The sequence below is a fragment of the Streptacidiphilus neutrinimicus genome (assembly GCF_000787815.1).
GTDB classification, from domain to species: Bacteria; Actinomycetota; Actinomycetes; order Streptomycetales; family Streptomycetaceae; genus Streptacidiphilus; species Streptacidiphilus neutrinimicus.
Window position 1 is genome coordinate 30078 of the sequence record NZ_BBPO01000054.1, and the last position, 16844, is coordinate 46921.

Below are 16844 nucleotides of genomic sequence, written 5' to 3' on the forward strand. Positions count from 1 at the left end.
CACGGGTCGAGCGCGCCGGACCGCCGAGGGTCAGAGCGAGGGGCTCGCGGACGGCGAGGCCGTGTGGGTCGCGCCCGGCTTCTTGCTGGTGTGCGCAGCGGCCGAGGCGGAGCTCGTCGGCGCGGCGCTGCCAGTGGGCGCGGCGCTGCCGGTGGGCGCGGCGCTGCCGGTCGGCAGCCCGCCGGGCAGGCCGCTCGGGGTCACCGCCGGGGTCGGCGTCGGCGCGGCCGGGGCGTACAGCGCGTACTGGCCGGTGCCGGTCTGGATCTGCGCGTCCAGCGTGACCGAGCCGGCGTTGGCGAAGACGAAGGTGATCGGGATCACCGCGCCCGCCGGCTGGTCCAGCGTGGGGACGATCGCGGTGGTGGCCTTGGGACCCGGGTTGCCGAGGTTCAGCGCGTCGCCGGTGGCGATGGCCGTCTGGCCGGTCAGTGTGGCGGCGGTGGTGCCGACCGTGACCGAGACGAGGTTCTCGGCCTGCTGCTCGTTGTTGGCGATGCTCGCGACGACGCTGGCGGGGGCGTTGCCGTTGCGGTCGGCGACGATGGCGACGCCGTTCAGCTTCAGCTGCCCGTTGTTGAGCGAGGTGGCGGCGGAGTTCGGCTTGACCTGGAGGGTCGCCGCGCTGGACCCCGCAGAGCAGGCGGCGAGGACGGGGGCGATCGCGACGGCGATGACGGCGGCGACCGCGCCGCGACGAAGACTGCGGCTCACGGCGGAGAGTTCTCCTTGAACGTTTTGAGGGTTCTGGTCCGCGTTCAGATTACCGAGGGCCTTTATCCGCTCCACACGGGGTCGCCCGTGTCGCACCATCACACCTCGTCGGACCCACCCGGACGAAGATCAGATCACGGTTGGATAACGCCCCGACCGCAAGATCATTGCGTGATGACGGTGTGCACGCATGTTCGTGGACAACCGCTCCGACCTGCGAGAAGGGCTTCTCGAACACGGGTCGCAGCATGGAACCGGGCCGGTTGTCAAGCCTGCGAACCAGCTCTGACCTGCGGAAACGCCCTTCTGATACGGGCTGAACCGTGTTACTCTGGAAAGCCACGGAAGGGGTACCTGTCACATGACGTTCAAGGTTGGCGACACCGTGGTCTACCCCCATCACGGGGCCGCGCTGATCGAGGCCATCGAAATTCGCCAGATCAAGGGTGTGGACAAGACCTATCTGGTGCTCAAGGTGCAGCAGGGCGACCTGACGCTGCGCGTGCCCGCAGAGAACGCAGAGTTCGTCGGCGTGCGCGACGTGGTCGGCCAGGACGGCCTGGACCGGGTCTTCGAGGTGCTGCGAGCACCGTACACCGAAGAGCCCACCAACTGGTCCCGCCGCTACAAGGCGAACCTGGAGAAGCTCGCCTCGGGTGACGTTATCAAGGTCGCCGAGGTCGTGCGCGACCTTTGGCGTCGCGAGCGGGAGCGCGGGCTGTCCGCGGGCGAGAAGCGGATGCTCGCCAAGGCGCGCCAGATCCTGGTGAGCGAGCTCGCGCTCGCGGAGAACACCAACGAGGACAAGGCGGAGACGCTGCTCGACGAGGTCCTCGCCTCGTAACGGGCACTCCTGCGGTTGTGCGCCCTGCCTGCGCGCACACGCAAGTGTGTCCTCGTGCGGTCACGCTCGTTATGTCCTTCGTCCCAGCGCCTGGCGGTCGCATCGCCGGGCGCTGAGGCGTACGCGAAACCGCTGCATGGAACCATGGGGAACCATGGAGCGACGGACTGCGGTCCGTCGAGCTGGTGCAGCGGGCTGTGCCGTGCCGTTCGGTACCGCCGGCCGTCCGGTACCGCCGTTCAGTACCGGACGGCAGCGTCAAGGTGCGCTTCACGGAAGGGCGCTGAGCCCGGCACGCCTTGACCGTACCCACATCCCCGAAGGGACCAAACCTGAACGCCGCAGCAGTGGTGCCCGCAGCGGGCCGGGGCGAGCGACTGGGGCCGGGCGCCCCGAAGGCGCTGCGCGAACTCGGCGGGGTGCCCATACTCGTCCACGCGGTCCGGGTGCTGGCGCGTGCGCGCGCGGTCGAGACCGTCGTGGTGGTCGCGCCGAAGGACGGCGTCGCGGAGGTGCGAGCACTGCTCGCCGACGCGATCGGTGAACGCGAGAGCGCTGCTCTCGTCGTCGTTCCGGGCGGGGACACCCGTCAGGAGTCTGTCCGGGCCGGCCTGGCCGCCCTCCCGGCCGACGTCGACGTCGTGCTCGTCCACGACGCCGCCCGTCCGCTCGTCCCCGTCGACGTGGTCGACTGCGTCGCCCGCGCCGTCGCCGACGGCGCCGAGGCGGTCGTGCCGGCCGTCCCGCTCGCCGACACCGTCAAGCAGGTGGTCCCGGCCCAGACCACCGGTGTGCCCGAGCCGGTCGTCGCCACGCCCGACCGCGCGACCCTGCGCGCCGTGCAGACACCGCAGGGCTTCCGCCGCGACGTGCTCGACCGCGTGCACGCCAAGGCGGTGGAGGAGGGCGTCGACGCCACCGACGACGCCGGGCTCGTCGAGCGCTTCGGCGGCCGGGTCGTCGTCGTGCCCGGTCACGAGGAGGCGTTCAAGGTGACCCGGCCGCTGGACCTCGTCCTCGCCGAGGCGGTCCTGGCCCGCCGGAGGTCCCGCGATGAGTTCTGAGAACTCCGCCGCACCGGCCTTCCGGCTGCCGCGCACCGGCATCGGCGTGGACACCCATGCGTTCGCCCCCGGCCGCGAGTTGTGGGTCGCCGGTCTGCGCTGGGAGGGCTACGAGGTCGGTCTCGAGGGCCACTCGGACGCCGACGTCGTCGCCCACGCGGCGTGCAACGCGCTCTTCTCAGCCGCCGGCCTGGGCGACCTCGGCGCGCACTTCGGCACCGACCGGCCCGAGTGGGCCGGCGCGGCCGGCGTGAAGCTGCTGGCCGAGGCGGCGCGGATCGTGCGAGCGGCCGGCTTCGAGATCGGCAACGTCGCGGTGCAGGTCGTCGGCCCGTACCCGAAGATCGGCAAGCGGCGGGCGGAGGCGCAGGAACTGCTGTCTGCCACGGTCGGCGCGCCCGTCTCCGTGTCCGGAGCGACCACGGACGGCCTGGGCTTCCCCGGCCGCGAGGAGGGATTGACCGCCGTCGCGACCGCCCTGGTCTACTGACCGCCGTCGGGCCCGACCTCGGCCGCGCCGCTCACGACGCGGCCTCCGCACGGCTTTTCGGCACGCGGTTGTGCGACAAGTTCGTCAAGGCCGTGTGCCCGTCCCCCGAAGGGCCCAGGGCAGTGCCCGCCGCCCACTACCCTGGTGTGGTGAGCATTCGCCTGCACGACACCGCCTCCGGCCAGGTTCTCGACTTCGTCCCGAACACGCCGGGCTGCGTGTCGATCTACCTGTGCGGAGCGACCGTCCAGGCCGCTCCGCACATCGGCCACATCCGCTCCGGCCTGAACTTCGACATCATGCGCCGGTGGTTCACCCACCGCGGCTACGACGTCACGTTCGTTCGGAACGTCACCGACATCGACGACAAGATCATCGAGAAGTCGCGAACGACGGGCCTGCCCTGGTGGCAGATCGGCCATGCCAACGAGCGCGCCTTCAACGAGGGCTACCACGCGCTCGGCTGCCTTCCGCCGACCGCCGAGCCGCGCGCGACCGGGCACATCACCGAGATGGTCGAGATGATGCAGGTGCTCATCGAGCGCGGCCACGCCTATGCCACGCCCGAGGGGAACGTCTACTTCTCCGTCACCTCCTTCCCCGAGTACCTGGCGCTCTCGCACCAGGAGTTGGACAACCTGCGCCAGCCCGAGGGCGAGGGCGAGACCGGCAAGCGCGACCCGCGCGACTTCGCCATGTGGAAGGCCACCAGGCCCGGCGAGCCCAGCTGGCCCACCCCGTGGGGCGACGGCCGTCCTGGCTGGCACCTCGAGTGCTCCGCCATGGTGCACAAATACCTCGGCCGTGCCTTCGACATCCACGGCGGCGGGCGGGACCTGATCTTCCCGCACCACGAGAACGAGATCGCCCAGTCCAAGGCGTACGGCGACGACTTCGCGAGCTACTGGCTGCACAACGCCTGGGTGACCCTCAGCGGTGAGAAGATGAGCAAGTCGCTCGGCAACTCGGTGCTGGTCTCGGAGATGACGACGAAGTGGCGCCCGATCGTGCTGCGCTACTACCTCGGCACGCCGCACTACCGCTCCACGATCGAGTACAGCGAGGACGCGCTGCGCGAGGCCGAGACCGGCTTCAACCGGATCGAGTCCTTCCTACAGCGTGTCGTCGAGCTGCACGGCGCGGTCGAGCCGGCCGACGACGTGCCGCCCGCCTTCGCCGAGGCGATGGACGAGGACTTCGGCGTGCCCGGCGCGATGGCGATCGTGCACACCGCCGTCCGCCAGGGCAACGCGGCCCTCGCCGCGGACGACAAGGAGAGCGCGGTCGCGCGCATGTCCGAGGTCCGTGCGATGCTCGGTGTGCTGGGCATGGACCCGCTCGACCCGTTCTGGGCCGGCCCGGGCGCCGGCGAGGACCTCCACGGCGTGGTCGACTCGCTAGTCCGGATCGTCCTGGAGCAGCGCCAGGCCGCCCGCGAGCGCAAGGACTGGGCGACCTCCGACGCGATCCGGGACCGTCTCGTGCAGGCCGGGCTCAACATCGAGGACCGCGCGGACGGCTCGCGCTGGACCCTCAACAAGTGACCTTTCGTAGTACCCCGTAGGAACAGGAAGCAGGACAGCACCCATGGCCGGCAACAGCCAGCGCAGGAACCGCCGCAACCCCGGATCGAAGAAGGGCGCGTCGGTCGGCACGGGCGGCCACAGCCGTCGGGCGCTCGAAGGCAAGGGCCCGACGCCGCCCGGCGAGGCTCGCAAGGGCCACCCGAAGCAGCGCGCCGCGAACGCCGCGGCCAAGCGCGCCGCCGACGCCCGCTCGCGGGGCGCGCGCCGCGGCGGCGTCCAGGGCCGGACGGGCAAGTCCGGCACGGAGCTGGTCTACGGCCGCAACTCCGTGCTGGAGGCGCTGCAGGGCGACGTCCCCGCGTCCGCGCTCTACGTCCAGCAGTTCATCGACAACGACGACCGCGTCCGCGACGCGCTCGCGCTGGCCACCGAGCGCGGCGTCCCGCTGCTGGAGGCGCCGCGCCCGCAGCTGGACAACCTCGCCGAGGGCCACAACCACCAGGGCCTGATCCTCCAGGTGCCGCCGTACGAGTACGCCCACCCGGACGACCTGCTGGCCTCGGCCGACGTCAACAAGGACGCGCCGCTGATCGTCGCGCTGGACGGGATCACCGACTCGCGCAACCTGGGCGCGGTCGTCCGTTCCGTGGCGGCGTTCGACGGTCACGGCGTCGTGGTCCCGGAGCGCCGCTCGGCGGGCATGACCGCCGGCGCGTGGAAGACCTCCTCGGGCGCGGCGGCGCGCGTCCCGGTCGCCCGCGCCAGCAACCTGACCCGCGCGCTGGAGGCCTACAAGAAGGCGGGCCTCTTCGTCGTCGGCCTGGCGGCGGACGGCGAGCACGAGATCGTCGACCTGGACGCGCTGACCGGTCCGGTCGTCGTGGTGATGGGCTCCGAGGGCAAGGGCCTGTCCCGGCTCGTCGCGGAGACCTGCGATCTGACGGCCCGTATCCCGATGCCGGGCCAGGCGGAGTCGCTCAACGCCGGTGTGGCGGCGGGCATCGTCCTGTTCGAAGCGGCCCGGCTGCGCGCGGCGGCGCGCTAGGCGTCGCGCGGCGCGGTTTCCTGCGCTCGGGGGCGCGCGGCTTGTGGCCGCACGCCCCCCGAAGTCGTGCAGCCGGTGCTGCGATTGGCGGTGCGACCGGCCGGTTCGTCATACGGGTCAGCCGGTCGGCTGTCAACCGGGAGTGTCCTTCCGGCCCTTCGGGCGGTTAGTGGGATGTGGACACCAGAACACGTACCCGCCCTCGTCCCACGGCGGCGAACGCCGGTGGGATAGACGGCGGCGAGCCGACGCTCAACATGGTCAAGGTGCCGTCGGACCCCTCGCGGTTGAACACCACCACCGCGAGCTTCCGGGTCCGCTTCACCCCGCCCTCGGCGTCGTTGATCGACGTGCGCCTGCTCGGAATCGACCTGGGCAGACGGGAGTCCATGCTGGTGGGCGCCGGGGCTGTCGGCCTGGGAGCGGCGTCGCCGCGCCGGCGCGGGCGGGTCACGCCGATCACCTGGACGGGGCAACTGGATCTCGTCGTGCCCGGCGTCACCCCGGGCGTACAGCCCGGCGTGCTCGTCCAGCCGGCGGCCGTGCCGGCAGTCCCGGCCCAGACGGCGGCCCGGCGGGCCGAGGAGCTGGAGGCGACCCAGGCGCTCAGCCTCGCGGAACTCGACGCCTACGACGCCGAGTTGGACGACGTCCAGATCTTCGAGCCGGCCTCGCGGCGGCCTCCGCTGCCGCAGCTGGCCGAGGGCGGCGGTGCGTCGCAGCACCAGACCTGGCAGTCGACCAGGCGCGTCGACCTGGGCCTGGTCCTGCTGCCGCTGCGCGTCTTCCTCGGCCTGTTCTCCATCTACGCGGGCTTCAGCAAGCTGTGCGACCCGGTCTACTTCAACGGCGGCGCGCGCGGCTCGATGGTCCACTGGATGGAGGCGCTGCACCCCTGGAGCGTCGCGCACCCGCTGATGGCGCTGGCGCTGGCCCACCCGGTGGGCGCGGGGCTGGCGGTGGCGTTCGTCCAGATCAACGTCGGTGTGCTGGCGGTGCTCGGGCTGTGGCAGCGGTTCACCGCGGGCGTGGCGATGACGCTGTCCTTCGCCCTCCTGGTGACGGTGAGCTGGCGGACGGTCCCGGTCTACGACACACCGGAGATCATCTATCTGGCCGCATGGAGCCCGCTCCTGCTGGCCGGTGCGCCGATGTTCTCGCTGGACGGCTGGCTGCACCTGGAGGCCTGGCGCAGGCTCGGCGAGCAGGCGCGCATCGCGCAGCTGCGACGTCGGGTGATGCGCCGCGGCGTGGTGCTGACCACCGTCGTGGTCGGCGCGACGCTGCTGCTGGGTTCGGCGCTGGGCGCGGCGGTGCGCGCGTCGCACGCGACGCAGACCACCACCACGACGACCGAGGCACCGACCGTGGCACCGTCGTCCTCGCCCACCGAGGTCCTGCCGATGGGCGCGTGGCCGACGGGCGCGGTCCCGGTCCCGGTGGCGACCGCTCCGAAGGCGGGCGCGTCCGTTCCGGGCAAGGCGGCGAAGCCGTCTCCGTCCGCGTCCGTCTCGAAGCACCACAAAGCGAGCACGAGCACGGGCACGGGCCACACGGGGACCGTCGGCACGGGCACCGGCGGTGCCGCCGGCGGCGTGGGCGGCGGCAGCACCACGCCGACGCACTCCCACAACCCGGCGCCCAAGCCCACCTCGACGGGCGGCAACGGCGTCATCGGCGGCCTCCTGGGCGGCGGCTGAGCCCCCGGCACCGGCGGCCGCTCGCCGGGAGCGGGAGAGCTGGTCGACCGACAGGGCTCGACCGACAGGCGGGCTCGACCGACAGAAAAGGTGACCCCCGGCTTCGAGCCGAGGGTCACCTTTTTGCCAGATCCTTGCCTAGCTCTTGCCTTGGGCTACACGCGCGGGCAGCGTCACGCGTCCGCGGAATCGGCCTCGGCGGCCGCACGGGCGGCGGCAAGCTCCTTGGCGGCCTCGCTGAGGTCCTTCGCGGTGTCGATCGCGCGCCAGTAGACGCCCTGCGGCAGCTCGTAGCCGGAGAGGCGACGCTCGCGGGCCAGGCGCGGGAACGTGGAGCGCTCGTGGTCGCCCAGGTCCGGCAGCATGGCGGCGAACTCGGCGGAGAAGACGTACACGCCCGCGTTGATGAGGTACGGCGACGGCGGCGACTCGATGAAGTCGAGGATGTTGCCGAACTGGTCGACGTCCACCGTGCCCCAGGGCAGGCGGGGACGGGCCAGGGCCAGCGTCGCGTGGGCGTCGCGGGCGGCGTGGAAGCCGGCCATGTCGCGCAGGGCGAAACGGGTCCAGATGTCGCCGTTGGTGGCGTACCACGGCTCGTCGTGGCGCGGCAGCGAGGAGGCCGCGAACTTCAGGCCGCCGCCACGGCCGAGCGGCTCGGTCTCGACGACCGTGGTGACGTTCAGCGGCAGGTCGGCGGTCTTCAGCCAGTCCTGCAGGACGTCGGCGAGGTAACCGCAGGAAATGACGACGTCGGTGACGCCCTCCTCGGCCAGCCACTGCAGCTGGTGGCCGATGATCGGGACACCCGTGCCGGGAATCTCGATCATCGGCTTGGGGCGGTCGTCCGTGTACGGGCGGAGACGGGATCCCTGGCCGCCGGCCAGGATCACGGCCTGCGTCACCGTCGGCTTGGCCAGCGGCGACCCCCCGGCGGAGGGGATGAGGTGCTCAGCGGTCATGGCCTCACCCTAGTAGGCAAAAGTGAGGGCGAGGCCACCTGTCACCTGATGCTCACCTGAATAAGTGCATCAATTCGCCGGAGCGAGGGTACCCGCGGCGAACGAGGCGTCGCAGACCGGGCGCGCGTAGGACAGGGCCTTGTGCACGTCGCCGTGGTACTTGCGAACGGCGGCCTGGCCGAGCTCGCGGGCAAGCGAGGAGCAGTACTGCCGCAGCGCGGGCTGACGGTCCATCGTCCGCTCCAGGTCGGTCAGCGCGACCGCGGGGCTCTTGTCCCCCAACTCCCGCAGTAGGCGTGCCCGGAGGACGTCCTGGGGGGCTGCGGCGGCGGGCTGCGCCGGCGCCTGTGCGTCGGAGGCGGCCGTCAGCGACTGGACGTCGGCGGTCGCCGGAGGCGCCCAGGAGACCTTGGCGACGGCGAGGGTGCCGGTCGTCACGAGGACGAGCGGCAGCACGAAGGCGAGAGATCGGCCGATGCGGCGAACTAGCTGCTTCACAGCGGCGATGCTAGCGAGGAGTGATGATTTGGCGACATTGCGTCACTCCAACGAGTGAGCCTGGTGTCGGAATTCTCCCGAAAAGCCGGAAGCCGCCCGGACGAACCGGACGGCCTCCCCTGCTCGTTGCGCGCGCTCGCGAGCGTCGGCTCAGTCGGTCAGACCTCAGTCGGTCGGACCTCAGGCGGTCAGACCTCAGTCGGTCAGACGGGCGCCGGTCTTGGTCGAGAACAGGTGCAGCTCGCCCGCGCGCGGGACGACGTGCAGCACCTCGCCGCGGGCCGGCACGGAGCGGCCGCCGACGCGGACCACCAGGTCCTTGTCCTCGCCGCTGACCTTGGCGGTGCCGTAGACGTAACCGTCGGCGCCGAGCTCCTCGACGACGTTCACGGTCACGGCCAGGCCGGCATCCCCGTCACCCTCGGATGCCACGTCCAGGTGCTCGGGGCGCACGCCCACGGTCACCGTGGTGTCGCCGTTCGCCGAGGCCTCGGCGACGGCGTCACGGGAGATCGGCACCACGGTGCCGCCGAACTGCACGCCGCCGTCGACCAGCGGCACCTCGACGAGGTTCATCGCGGGGGAGCCGATGAAGCCGGCCACGAAGAGGTTGGCGGGCCTGTCGTACATGTTGCGCGGGCTGTCGACCTGCTGGAGCAGCCCGTCCTTGAGGACGGCCACGCGGTCGCCCATCGTCATGGCCTCGACCTGGTCGTGGGTGACGTAGACGGTGGTGATGCCCAGGCGGCGCTGCAGCGAGGCGATCTGGGTGCGGGTCTGCACGCGCAGCTTGGCGTCCAGGTTGGACAGCGGCTCGTCCATGAGGAAGACCTGCGGCTCACGCACGATCGCGCGACCCATCGCGACACGCTGACGCTGACCGCCGGAGAGCGCCTTCGGCTTCCGGTCCAGGTACTGCGTCAGGTCGAGGATCTTCGCGGCCTCCTCCACCTTGGTGCGGATCTCGGCCTTGTTGACCCCGGCGATCTTCAGGGCGAAGCCCATGTTCTCGGCGACGGTCATGTGCGGGTAGAGCGCGTAGTTCTGGAACACCATGGCGATGTTCCGATCCTTGGGCGGCAGGTGCGTGACGTCGCGGTCACCGATACGGATGGCTCCGTCGTTCACGTCCTCCAGGCCGGCCAGCATGCGCAGGCTGGTGGACTTGCCACAGCCGGAGGGGCCGACCAGGACGAGGAACTCCCCGTCCGCGATCTCGAGGTCCAGCGCGTCGACCGCGGGCTTCTCGCCGCCGGGGTACAGGCGGGTGGCCTTGTCGAAAGTCACCGTAGGCATGGTGCTTCTGCTCTCCTTCACCGGCAGGAACGTGCCGGACGATCCGTTGTAAAGGGATGAGGTCTAGTCCACAAGCGGAGTGAACTCCGGGTGACGTTACCTGTCCGATGGTGCGCTTGTCAGCCCTCCGGCCACCAGAAACCAGCAGCGACCCACACCGCCCGCCCGGTACACTGCCAACCGCGCCTCCTTAGCTCAGCTGGCCAGAGCACCGCTCTTGTAAAGCGGGGGTCGTCGGTTCGAACCCGACAGGGGGCTCCACGGCTCACCAGCCGGAACGCAACGCGAAGGCCCCGGACCGATCACGGTCCGGGGCCTTTGACGGCTACAGATGACGGCAACCGCTCCTCAGCGGGCCGGTCGGCGGCGCTTCAGGAGCCGGTCCACGTGGCTCATGGCCTCGCGCTGACGGTCCTGGACGGAGCGGGAGTGGATCTCCCTCGTGACGGCGCACTGAATCGACTTCGGTCTGCCCGACGCTTCACGTCGCCTGTTTGTGGGTGGCTCCAGTCACGAGGCAGGCGCATTGAGGATCGGGTGACCGTCGAGGCCTGCAGCGTCCCGGCCCAGACCGGTGGGCGCCAGCCAGTCGAAGGGGCGGTAGACAGCCGGTCCGTGCCCGAGGCCCTCGGAGACCTGTTCGCGCAGCCGGTTGGAGGTGAACCCGCCGATGACGTTCATCTGGGCGTCGCGGTAGAGGCGTTCCACCTCGTGTCCGCGGGTTACTCCGGCTGCACCGTGGATCTGGACAGCGCGCGCGGCGACCTGGACGCCCATCTCGGTTGACGAGACCTTGAGCATGGCGATCAGGTCTCGTACGGATTCGCCCGCGACACGTTCCTTCATGGCCCGGCGGGCGAGAAGGCGGGCTGCGTCGATCTGGGCGCGGGAGTCGGCGATCTGTGCCTGCACGCCTTCCATGTGAGCCAGGGGCCGCCCGAATGAGACCCGTTCCTTGGCATGCCGGATCGAGGCGGCCAAGGCGGATTCGGCGACGGCGATGGCCGCGAAGGCGTTCTTTATCCACCCCCACGCCATGCCTTCGGCAAGCTCAGTGAAGGGGACCGGTATGACGTCGGCCTCGTCCACGTAGGCGTCGGTGAAGACGATCCCGCCCCACGGCATCCCCCGCAGGCCCATGTGTGGGATCTCGTAGCGCCGCACGCCGGCCTGTCGCAGGTCCACGAAGGCGAGGCACCAGTCGGGGCCGTCGTCGTCGGGGCTCTTGTCACGTCGGGCGAGGGTCACGGCCAAGTCGGCGCACGGCGCGTTGGTGATCTTGGCCTTTTCGCCGTTGATGACGAAGCCGCTGCCCCGCGATCCCGCCGGGCGGACCGTTGTACGGAAGGTGGAAGCGTCGCTGCCGGCTGTTCGCTCCACCACCGCGAAGGCAGCGAGTTGCTCACCAGACAGAAGGGACTGCAGCAGTCGCTCGTGTGTGCGGGGGGCGCCGTATGTGGAGATGAGCTTGGCGCACAGCAGTGCGGATACGGTCGCGGACCAGTAGGTGCCGGGGCAGGCCCGAGCCAAGGCCTCCATGGCGTCGGCCTGGGTGAGTCCGTCGGCGCCGGTGCCTCCGATCTCCGGTGAGTGGAAGAGTCGCAGGTAGCCGCTGTCGCGGAGGTCCTGCCAGTTCTGAGCCGGTATGTGGCCGGTGGCGTCGGTCTCGCCGGCCCGGGAGGCGATACCGGAGAAGTCCAGCGCGGTATCGGCGCGGTGTTCGGAGCGGTTCATGTGTGTAGTCCTCGCTTCAGCCGAGTCCGAGAGCGGCTGCCGCGATCACGGACCGCTGTACCTCTGGGCCGCCGCCGCTTTCGGTGAAGAAGAGTGCGTCGCGATGTGCCCGTGCGATCAGGTCGTCGCTGTTGAGGGCGAGCACGCCGGACAGGCGAGCGGCGGAGTCGACGCAGACCCGCACCGCAGCGGCGGTGAACAGTCGGGCGGCGGCCGCGTTCTGACGTGAGGGCCGACCCCCCGCATCGAACTCGGCGGCCGCCCGGTACAGCAGTCCGGAGGCGAGCTCACACTGGGTGGCCATGTCCGCGAGCACGAAACGGGTTGTCTGGGAGTGGATACGGGGCTGCCCGAAGAGACGTTGCTGATGGGCGGCCTCGCCGGCGTCGTGCGTCAGCGCGCGCATGACGCCGAGCCACGGGGCGCTGGTGAAAACCCAGTCCAGCGCTGCGAGCAGTGGTTCCACCTCATCGACGGCGCCGCCGACGGTACCCAACACCGCATCAGCCGGAAGCAGGCAGTTGTCGAGGGTCAGCCGACCCCACGGGCAGGTGCGCAGCGCCGCCGGGCCCGCGGCATTGATCAGAAGACCCGGGGTCGAGCGATCCAGGAGGAAGGCCGTCCTGGCGCCGTCGGTGTGCTCGGCGATGACGAGATAGTGGTGGGCGACCGGTGCGGCGGCCACCAGGTCGATCTCTCCGGTGAGGACCCAGCCGCCCGGTCCGGCCGTCTCGGGGCGCACCCGGACGGTCTGGACGACGGCGGTGCCTTGGGTCTGGCTCAGGGAAACCGCGCCCATCCACGTGCCGTCCGCCATGCGCGGAAGGTAGCGCTCGCGCTGCCGCGGGCTGCCGAAGGCGCGGAGCGGCGCGGTCGCCAGCACCGCGTGCACACCCAGCGCGAGGGCGAGCCCCGGGTCGCGAGCTCCTTGGCCAAGCCCCTCGAGCAGGGCGAGCGTTTCCGTGGCGGACAGGCCGCCGCCGCCCAGGACGGTGGGGACCAGTGGCCCGGTCAATGCCGCGGTGGGCAGGGCTCGGGTCAGCTCGGCCAGGATATGAGCGTCCCACCGGGAGTTGTGGTCGCGGTCGGCGGCGGTCGGCTGTGCGATGCGAGAGGCCACGTCGAGCGCCAGCCGGCGCAGGGACGGACCGGTAGCGTCGCCGGGGGCGGCGCCAGGGTCGACGGGGGAATGCGAAAGCACCATCGGATTACCTCTATCCCCTTTCGGATGGGGTCCGGTGTCAGGTCCCGAAAGTAGGCGGGAGGGGGATTGCGGCCGTGCTTCCGGAGATTGGCGTCATGGCAGCGGCAATCCTTCAATGAGAGGGACTCGGTCACCGTAGTCGACCGTTCTCTGGCGCGCATGATTCGCTGACATCTTTTTCGCCTGGCCGACGTATGTTTGGCAAAGTCCATCCTGGATGACGTTCCATGACAGACCTTGACAAGTCCAAACACGGCGAGTCTTGCCTGCCCGGGCGAGGTGCGCCCAGGATGGTCTGCGGCGCCCCGAGATCGCCGCGTCTCCGGCACGCTCCGCTCGCCCGGGTCAGGCGCCGTGAATTCAGCGCAGAGCCCGCGCCGGGAACAGTTTCCTGGGACTCAGGAGGGAACGTCATGGCAATCGCAGAGCACGAGGGAGGCCTCCCGAGGAAGCCCCGCATATCCGATGCGACACTGCACGATTTCCCGCACATGGCCTGTCGGCCGTACTAACTGACGAAATAAAATAAATGCCGCTGTTATTCATGGTGGGACACGCCTCATCCCAACGATGCTCGGAGGTCCCGAACTCATGCTCACTGTCAGCGAATACGCCTATTGCGGCCGGCGCTACGTCAGCCTCGACATCCCGCCCCCCGGCCGGCCCCTGACCCTGCACCAGGTCGCCGACGGACGGCTGCGAGCCGCCCTCCTCGCGGGCGGAGGGCGGCGGCCTGGTCGCCGTCGCCGAAGGGGCGGAGATCACTGTGGCTGCCGACGACCCCGAACTGCAGGCGCTGCCGCCGCTCCTGCCAACCAGTGGCGACGCGCTGGAGCGGACCGCAGCAGCTTCGACGACGGGTACCGGATCGCCGACGGCGACCGCATCACCGTCGACGTGTCCAGCCACGGCGTCGTCCTGTCAAACGTGGTCCAGTACGGCGTCCGGACCCCGGCCGCCTGACGACGGGAAGCCCGTGTCCTCGGCGGCCCCTTCCTGCGCCCTGCGCACGGAATCGAGATAGCCGGAGATGGCATTCCTGTTGCGGACCAGGCACTGGATACGCCCCGTCATGCGATCGCGCTCGTGCTCGAGCATGGCGATCGTCTCCGGAGTCGCATCCGCGACATGGATGTCCTGGGGACTGCGGAGGCACGGCAGGATCTGCTTGATGATCCGGGTCGGCATTCCGGCGTCGAGCAGCCCCCTGATCTGCAGCACCCGGTCCGCGTACCGCTCGTCGTAGTCGCGGTACCCGTTCGGGGAGCGGGTGGGGACGATCAGTCCCTGCTCCTCGTAGTAGCGCAGCAACCGGCGTGAGGCCCCGGTCCGTTGTGACAGCTCCCCGATGCGCATGCGTCCGTCCTCATCCCGACTTGACATTCACATCTATGTGAGGGTTTGAGCATACACTCATGACCACATCCCAGACAGAGCCCCGCACCGCTGCGCCGGCAGCGGAAGACCGAAAGCTCCCCATGTCCCCGCTGCTGGCGCTGGCCACAGCCGCCTTCATCGGGATCCTTACCGAGGCGCTGCCCGCAGGTGTCCTGCCCGAGATGGCCCACAGCCTGTCGGTAGGCGACTCCGCAATGGGTCAGGCACTGACGATCTATGCGCTCGCCACCGGCCTGTCGGCCATCCCCCTGTCCGTGGCAACGGCCGGATGGAGCCGCAAGAAGCTGCTGCTCCTGGCCGTGGCTGCGATCGCAGTGGCCAACGCGGTCACGGCTGTTTCGTCCAGCTACGTCCTGACCATGGGCTTTCGCCTCGTCGCCGGTGTCGCCGCCGCGGCCGTATGGGCCGAACTCGTGGGCTACGCACTGCGACTGGCACCACCTCACCTCGCGGGCAGGGCAATCGCCCTGACCATGGGCGGCGTCCCTCTCGCCCTCTCGCTGGGGATCCCCGTCGGGACCTTCCTCGGCGGCCTCTTCGGCTGGCGTGTGACGTTCGGGATCGTCGCCCTGCTCACCGTGGCGCTCATCGCCTGGATCACCGCCTCGGTCCCGGACGCTCCTGGGCAGCGGCCGGAAGGCCGCGAGCCGATCCTGAAGGCGCTGTCCCTCCCTGGAGTCGTGGCCGTTCTCTTCGTTGTGGCGGCATACGTCCTGGCCCACAACATCCTCTACACCTACATCTCCACCTTCCTGGACGCGCACCGCATGGGCGGCTCTCGCGACATCGTGCTGCTCGTGTTCGGAATCGCCTCCGTCGTCAGCATCCTGGTCACTGGCGCTCTGGTCGACCGCAAGCTGCGGCAGCTGACCATCGTCAGCAGCGCCCTCTTCATCGCCGCCGCGATCCTTCTGGCGGTGCTGGCCGGCAACGTGGTCGTGGTCTACGTTGCCATGGTGTTCTGGGGTCTGGGCTGGGGAGGCGTCACCACCCTCTTGCAGACCGCAGTGACCGACGCCGGAGGGGATCGGGGGCAGGCGCTCCTGGTCACGACCTGGAACTCGTTCATGGCCGGCGGCGGAGCCGCAGGCGGTGTCCTACTGTCCGTCCTCGGCCCCAAGTCCTTCCCCTGGGGGGTCCTGGTGCTCATGGTGCCGGTGCTCGTCGTGGTGGTCGCCGCCCGCAAGCATGCCTTTCCCGCCAAGCGGCTGAAGGCGTCCTAGGTCATCGTCGCAACGGCAGCGCCCAACGGACCGCGTGGCGCTGACCATCCGGAAGGCAACGCGAAGGCCCCGGACCGATAATGGTCCGGGGCCTTTGGTCTCGCACCACCCACTGTCCCCGCGCGTGCAAAGGACCCGCCTCGTGAGCGTGAAGACAGCGCCGTTCGACCCGAAGCTCGCTTCGCCGGACGAACTGCGCGACTGGTACCGGCTGTTCGTCGAGGTGTCCCTCGCGGACGCCTCCGGCGCCGTGGTGCCGGCGTACGACACCTATGTGCGGCAGTTGGGCGCGTCCGCGCCCGGCCGGTGGACTCGGATGCGCTGGGAGGCACGCGACGCCGGGCAGTTGCTCGGCACAGCGAGCGCCACGTTTCCGATCGGGGAGAACAGCGCGTACACGAAGATCGCCGTGCGTGTGGCGGCTCAGGTTCGCAGGGGCGGCGTCGGGACGGGGCTGCTTCGGGCGATGCTGCCGGAGATGCGTGAGCGCGGCTGCCGGACGGTCGGCTGTGAGGTGAAGGCCGACTCGGACGGGGAGAGGTGGACGGACGCCCTGGGCTTCCGTCCGGTGCTACGGCTCACCGAACACCGTCTGGACATCACGGGCGCGGACCCGGCGCGGTGGCAGGCGCAGCCGGCGCCCGGGTTCCGGCTGCGTCGATGGACGGGCACCGCACCGGACGACCTGGTGGAGGGCTTCGTCGGGGCGCTGAACGCGATGGCCGACCAGCCGCTCGGCGAGGTGAGCTTCCAGCACCCCACCTGGACGGTGGAGCGGGTGCGCCGGCGCGAGGCCGACGTGCTCCGGGCTGGGCAGTCGCGGCGCTATGTGGTGGCCGTGGAGGAGCGCACGGGGACAGTCGCGGGCTTCACCGAGGTTGCGCTGGAGGCCGAGCAGGCCAGCCACTGCCGGCAAGGAGACACGGCCGTACGGTCGGAGTTCCGGGGACTCGGGCTCGGCCTGGCGATGAAGTCCTCGATGATGCGATGGCTCACAGCCGATCTGCCTCAGCTGGAACAAGTGCGCACGATGACGGCATCCGAGAACGCCCACATGATCCATGTCAACAGTCAGCTCGGCTACCAGGCCGACCACACCCTGGTGAGCGTCGAGTCGGACCTCCACGCGCTCGAAGCTCGGTTGAA

Annotated in this window: 15 protein-coding genes and 1 tRNA gene; 9 read left to right on the forward strand and 7 right to left on the reverse strand. The window is 70.4% G+C overall.

What is annotated here, in order from left to right:
• Nucleotides 1-30 precede the first annotated feature (30 nt).
• Entirely contained in the window at nucleotides 31-714 is a 684-nt protein-coding gene (locus TR48_RS27990) for a hypothetical protein (RefSeq protein WP_042372403.1), read from the reverse strand.
• Between the two features lie 361 nt (nucleotides 715-1075).
• Here TR48_RS27990 and TR48_RS27995 point away from each other — a divergent pair, with 361 nt between their 5' ends.
• The 6 genes from TR48_RS27995 (at nucleotide 1076) to TR48_RS28020 (ending at nucleotide 7383) form a co-directional block, all read left to right on the forward strand.
• A complete protein-coding gene (locus TR48_RS27995) occupies nucleotides 1076-1558 on the forward strand; it encodes a CarD family transcriptional regulator (RefSeq protein ID WP_030255707.1) in 483 nt (160 codons plus the stop codon).
• Between the two features lie 299 nt (nucleotides 1559-1857).
• Nucleotides 1858-2622 (forward strand): 2-C-methyl-D-erythritol 4-phosphate cytidylyltransferase, encoded by a 765-nt coding sequence (gene ispD / locus TR48_RS28000; RefSeq protein WP_042372407.1) that lies wholly within the window; start codon nucleotides 1858-1860, stop codon nucleotides 2620-2622.
• A complete protein-coding gene (gene ispF / locus TR48_RS28005) occupies nucleotides 2612-3112 on the forward strand; it encodes a 2-C-methyl-D-erythritol 2,4-cyclodiphosphate synthase (protein WP_042372410.1) in 501 nt (166 codons plus the stop codon). The genes ispD and ispF overlap by 11 nt, the downstream gene beginning before the upstream one ends.
• 149 nt (nucleotides 3113-3261) lie before the next feature.
• Nucleotides 3262-4656 (forward strand): cysteine--tRNA ligase, encoded by a 1395-nt coding sequence (gene cysS, locus TR48_RS28010; RefSeq protein WP_042372412.1) that lies wholly within the window; start codon nucleotides 3262-3264, stop codon nucleotides 4654-4656.
• Nucleotides 4657-4699: 43 nt separating this feature from the next.
• Complete coding sequence (rlmB, locus tag TR48_RS28015; RefSeq protein WP_042372414.1) at nucleotides 4700-5683, forward strand: 23S rRNA (guanosine(2251)-2'-O)-methyltransferase RlmB; 984 nt, start codon at nucleotides 4700-4702, stop codon at nucleotides 5681-5683.
• Between the two features lie 287 nt (nucleotides 5684-5970).
• Nucleotides 5971-7383: a DoxX family protein gene (locus tag TR48_RS28020; protein WP_236652363.1), complete on the forward strand. Its 1413-nt coding sequence runs from the start codon at nucleotides 5971-5973 to the stop codon at nucleotides 7381-7383.
• Between the two features lie 173 nt (nucleotides 7384-7556).
• Here TR48_RS28020 and TR48_RS28025 read toward each other — a convergent pair whose 3' ends face one another.
• From TR48_RS28025 to TR48_RS28035, 3 genes are all read right to left on the reverse strand, one after another.
• Nucleotides 7557-8345, reverse strand: a complete 789-nt coding sequence (locus TR48_RS28025) for a nucleotidyltransferase family protein (protein WP_042372418.1) — start codon at nucleotides 8343-8345, stop codon at nucleotides 7557-7559.
• Nucleotides 8346-8414: 69 nt separating this feature from the next.
• Nucleotides 8415-8843, reverse strand: a complete 429-nt coding sequence (locus TR48_RS28030; protein ID WP_042372420.1) for a hypothetical protein — start codon at nucleotides 8841-8843, stop codon at nucleotides 8415-8417.
• Nucleotides 8844-9038: 195 nt separating this feature from the next.
• A complete protein-coding gene (locus TR48_RS28035) occupies nucleotides 9039-10139 on the reverse strand; it encodes an ABC transporter ATP-binding protein (protein WP_042372422.1) in 1101 nt (366 codons plus the stop codon).
• A 184-nt stretch (nucleotides 10140-10323) separates the two neighbouring features.
• Between TR48_RS28035 and TR48_RS28040 the strand changes: the two genes are divergently transcribed.
• Nucleotides 10324-10400: transfer RNA gene (locus TR48_RS28040), tRNA-Thr, on the forward strand.
• Nucleotides 10401-10649: 249 nt separating this feature from the next.
• Here the strand turns inward: TR48_RS28040 and TR48_RS28045 are convergent.
• From TR48_RS28045 to TR48_RS28055, 3 genes are all read right to left on the reverse strand, one after another.
• The gene (locus tag TR48_RS28045; protein ID WP_042372423.1) at nucleotides 10650-11873 is read right to left on the reverse strand and encodes an acyl-CoA dehydrogenase family protein; all 1224 of its coding nucleotides are present in this window, start codon (nucleotides 11871-11873) and stop codon (nucleotides 10650-10652) included.
• A 16-nt stretch (nucleotides 11874-11889) separates the two neighbouring features.
• Nucleotides 11890-13077: an acyl-CoA dehydrogenase family protein gene (locus tag TR48_RS28050; protein ID WP_042372430.1), complete on the reverse strand. Its 1188-nt coding sequence runs from the start codon at nucleotides 13075-13077 to the stop codon at nucleotides 11890-11892.
• Between the two features lie 921 nt (nucleotides 13078-13998).
• On the reverse strand, nucleotides 13999-14433 hold the full coding sequence (locus TR48_RS28055; RefSeq protein ID WP_042372432.1) for a MerR family transcriptional regulator: 435 nt from the start codon (nucleotides 14431-14433) through the stop codon (nucleotides 13999-14001).
• A gap of 59 nt (nucleotides 14434-14492) precedes the next feature.
• Between TR48_RS28055 and TR48_RS28060 the strand changes: the two genes are divergently transcribed.
• Together TR48_RS28060 and TR48_RS28065 are read left to right on the forward strand one after the other, a co-directional pair.
• Nucleotides 14493-15698: an MFS transporter gene (locus tag TR48_RS28060; RefSeq protein WP_042372434.1), complete on the forward strand. Its 1206-nt coding sequence runs from the start codon at nucleotides 14493-14495 to the stop codon at nucleotides 15696-15698.
• Between the two features lie 142 nt (nucleotides 15699-15840).
• A partial coding sequence (locus TR48_RS28065) for a GNAT family N-acetyltransferase (RefSeq protein WP_042372437.1) occupies nucleotides 15841-16844 on the forward strand: 1004 nt, incomplete at its 3' end.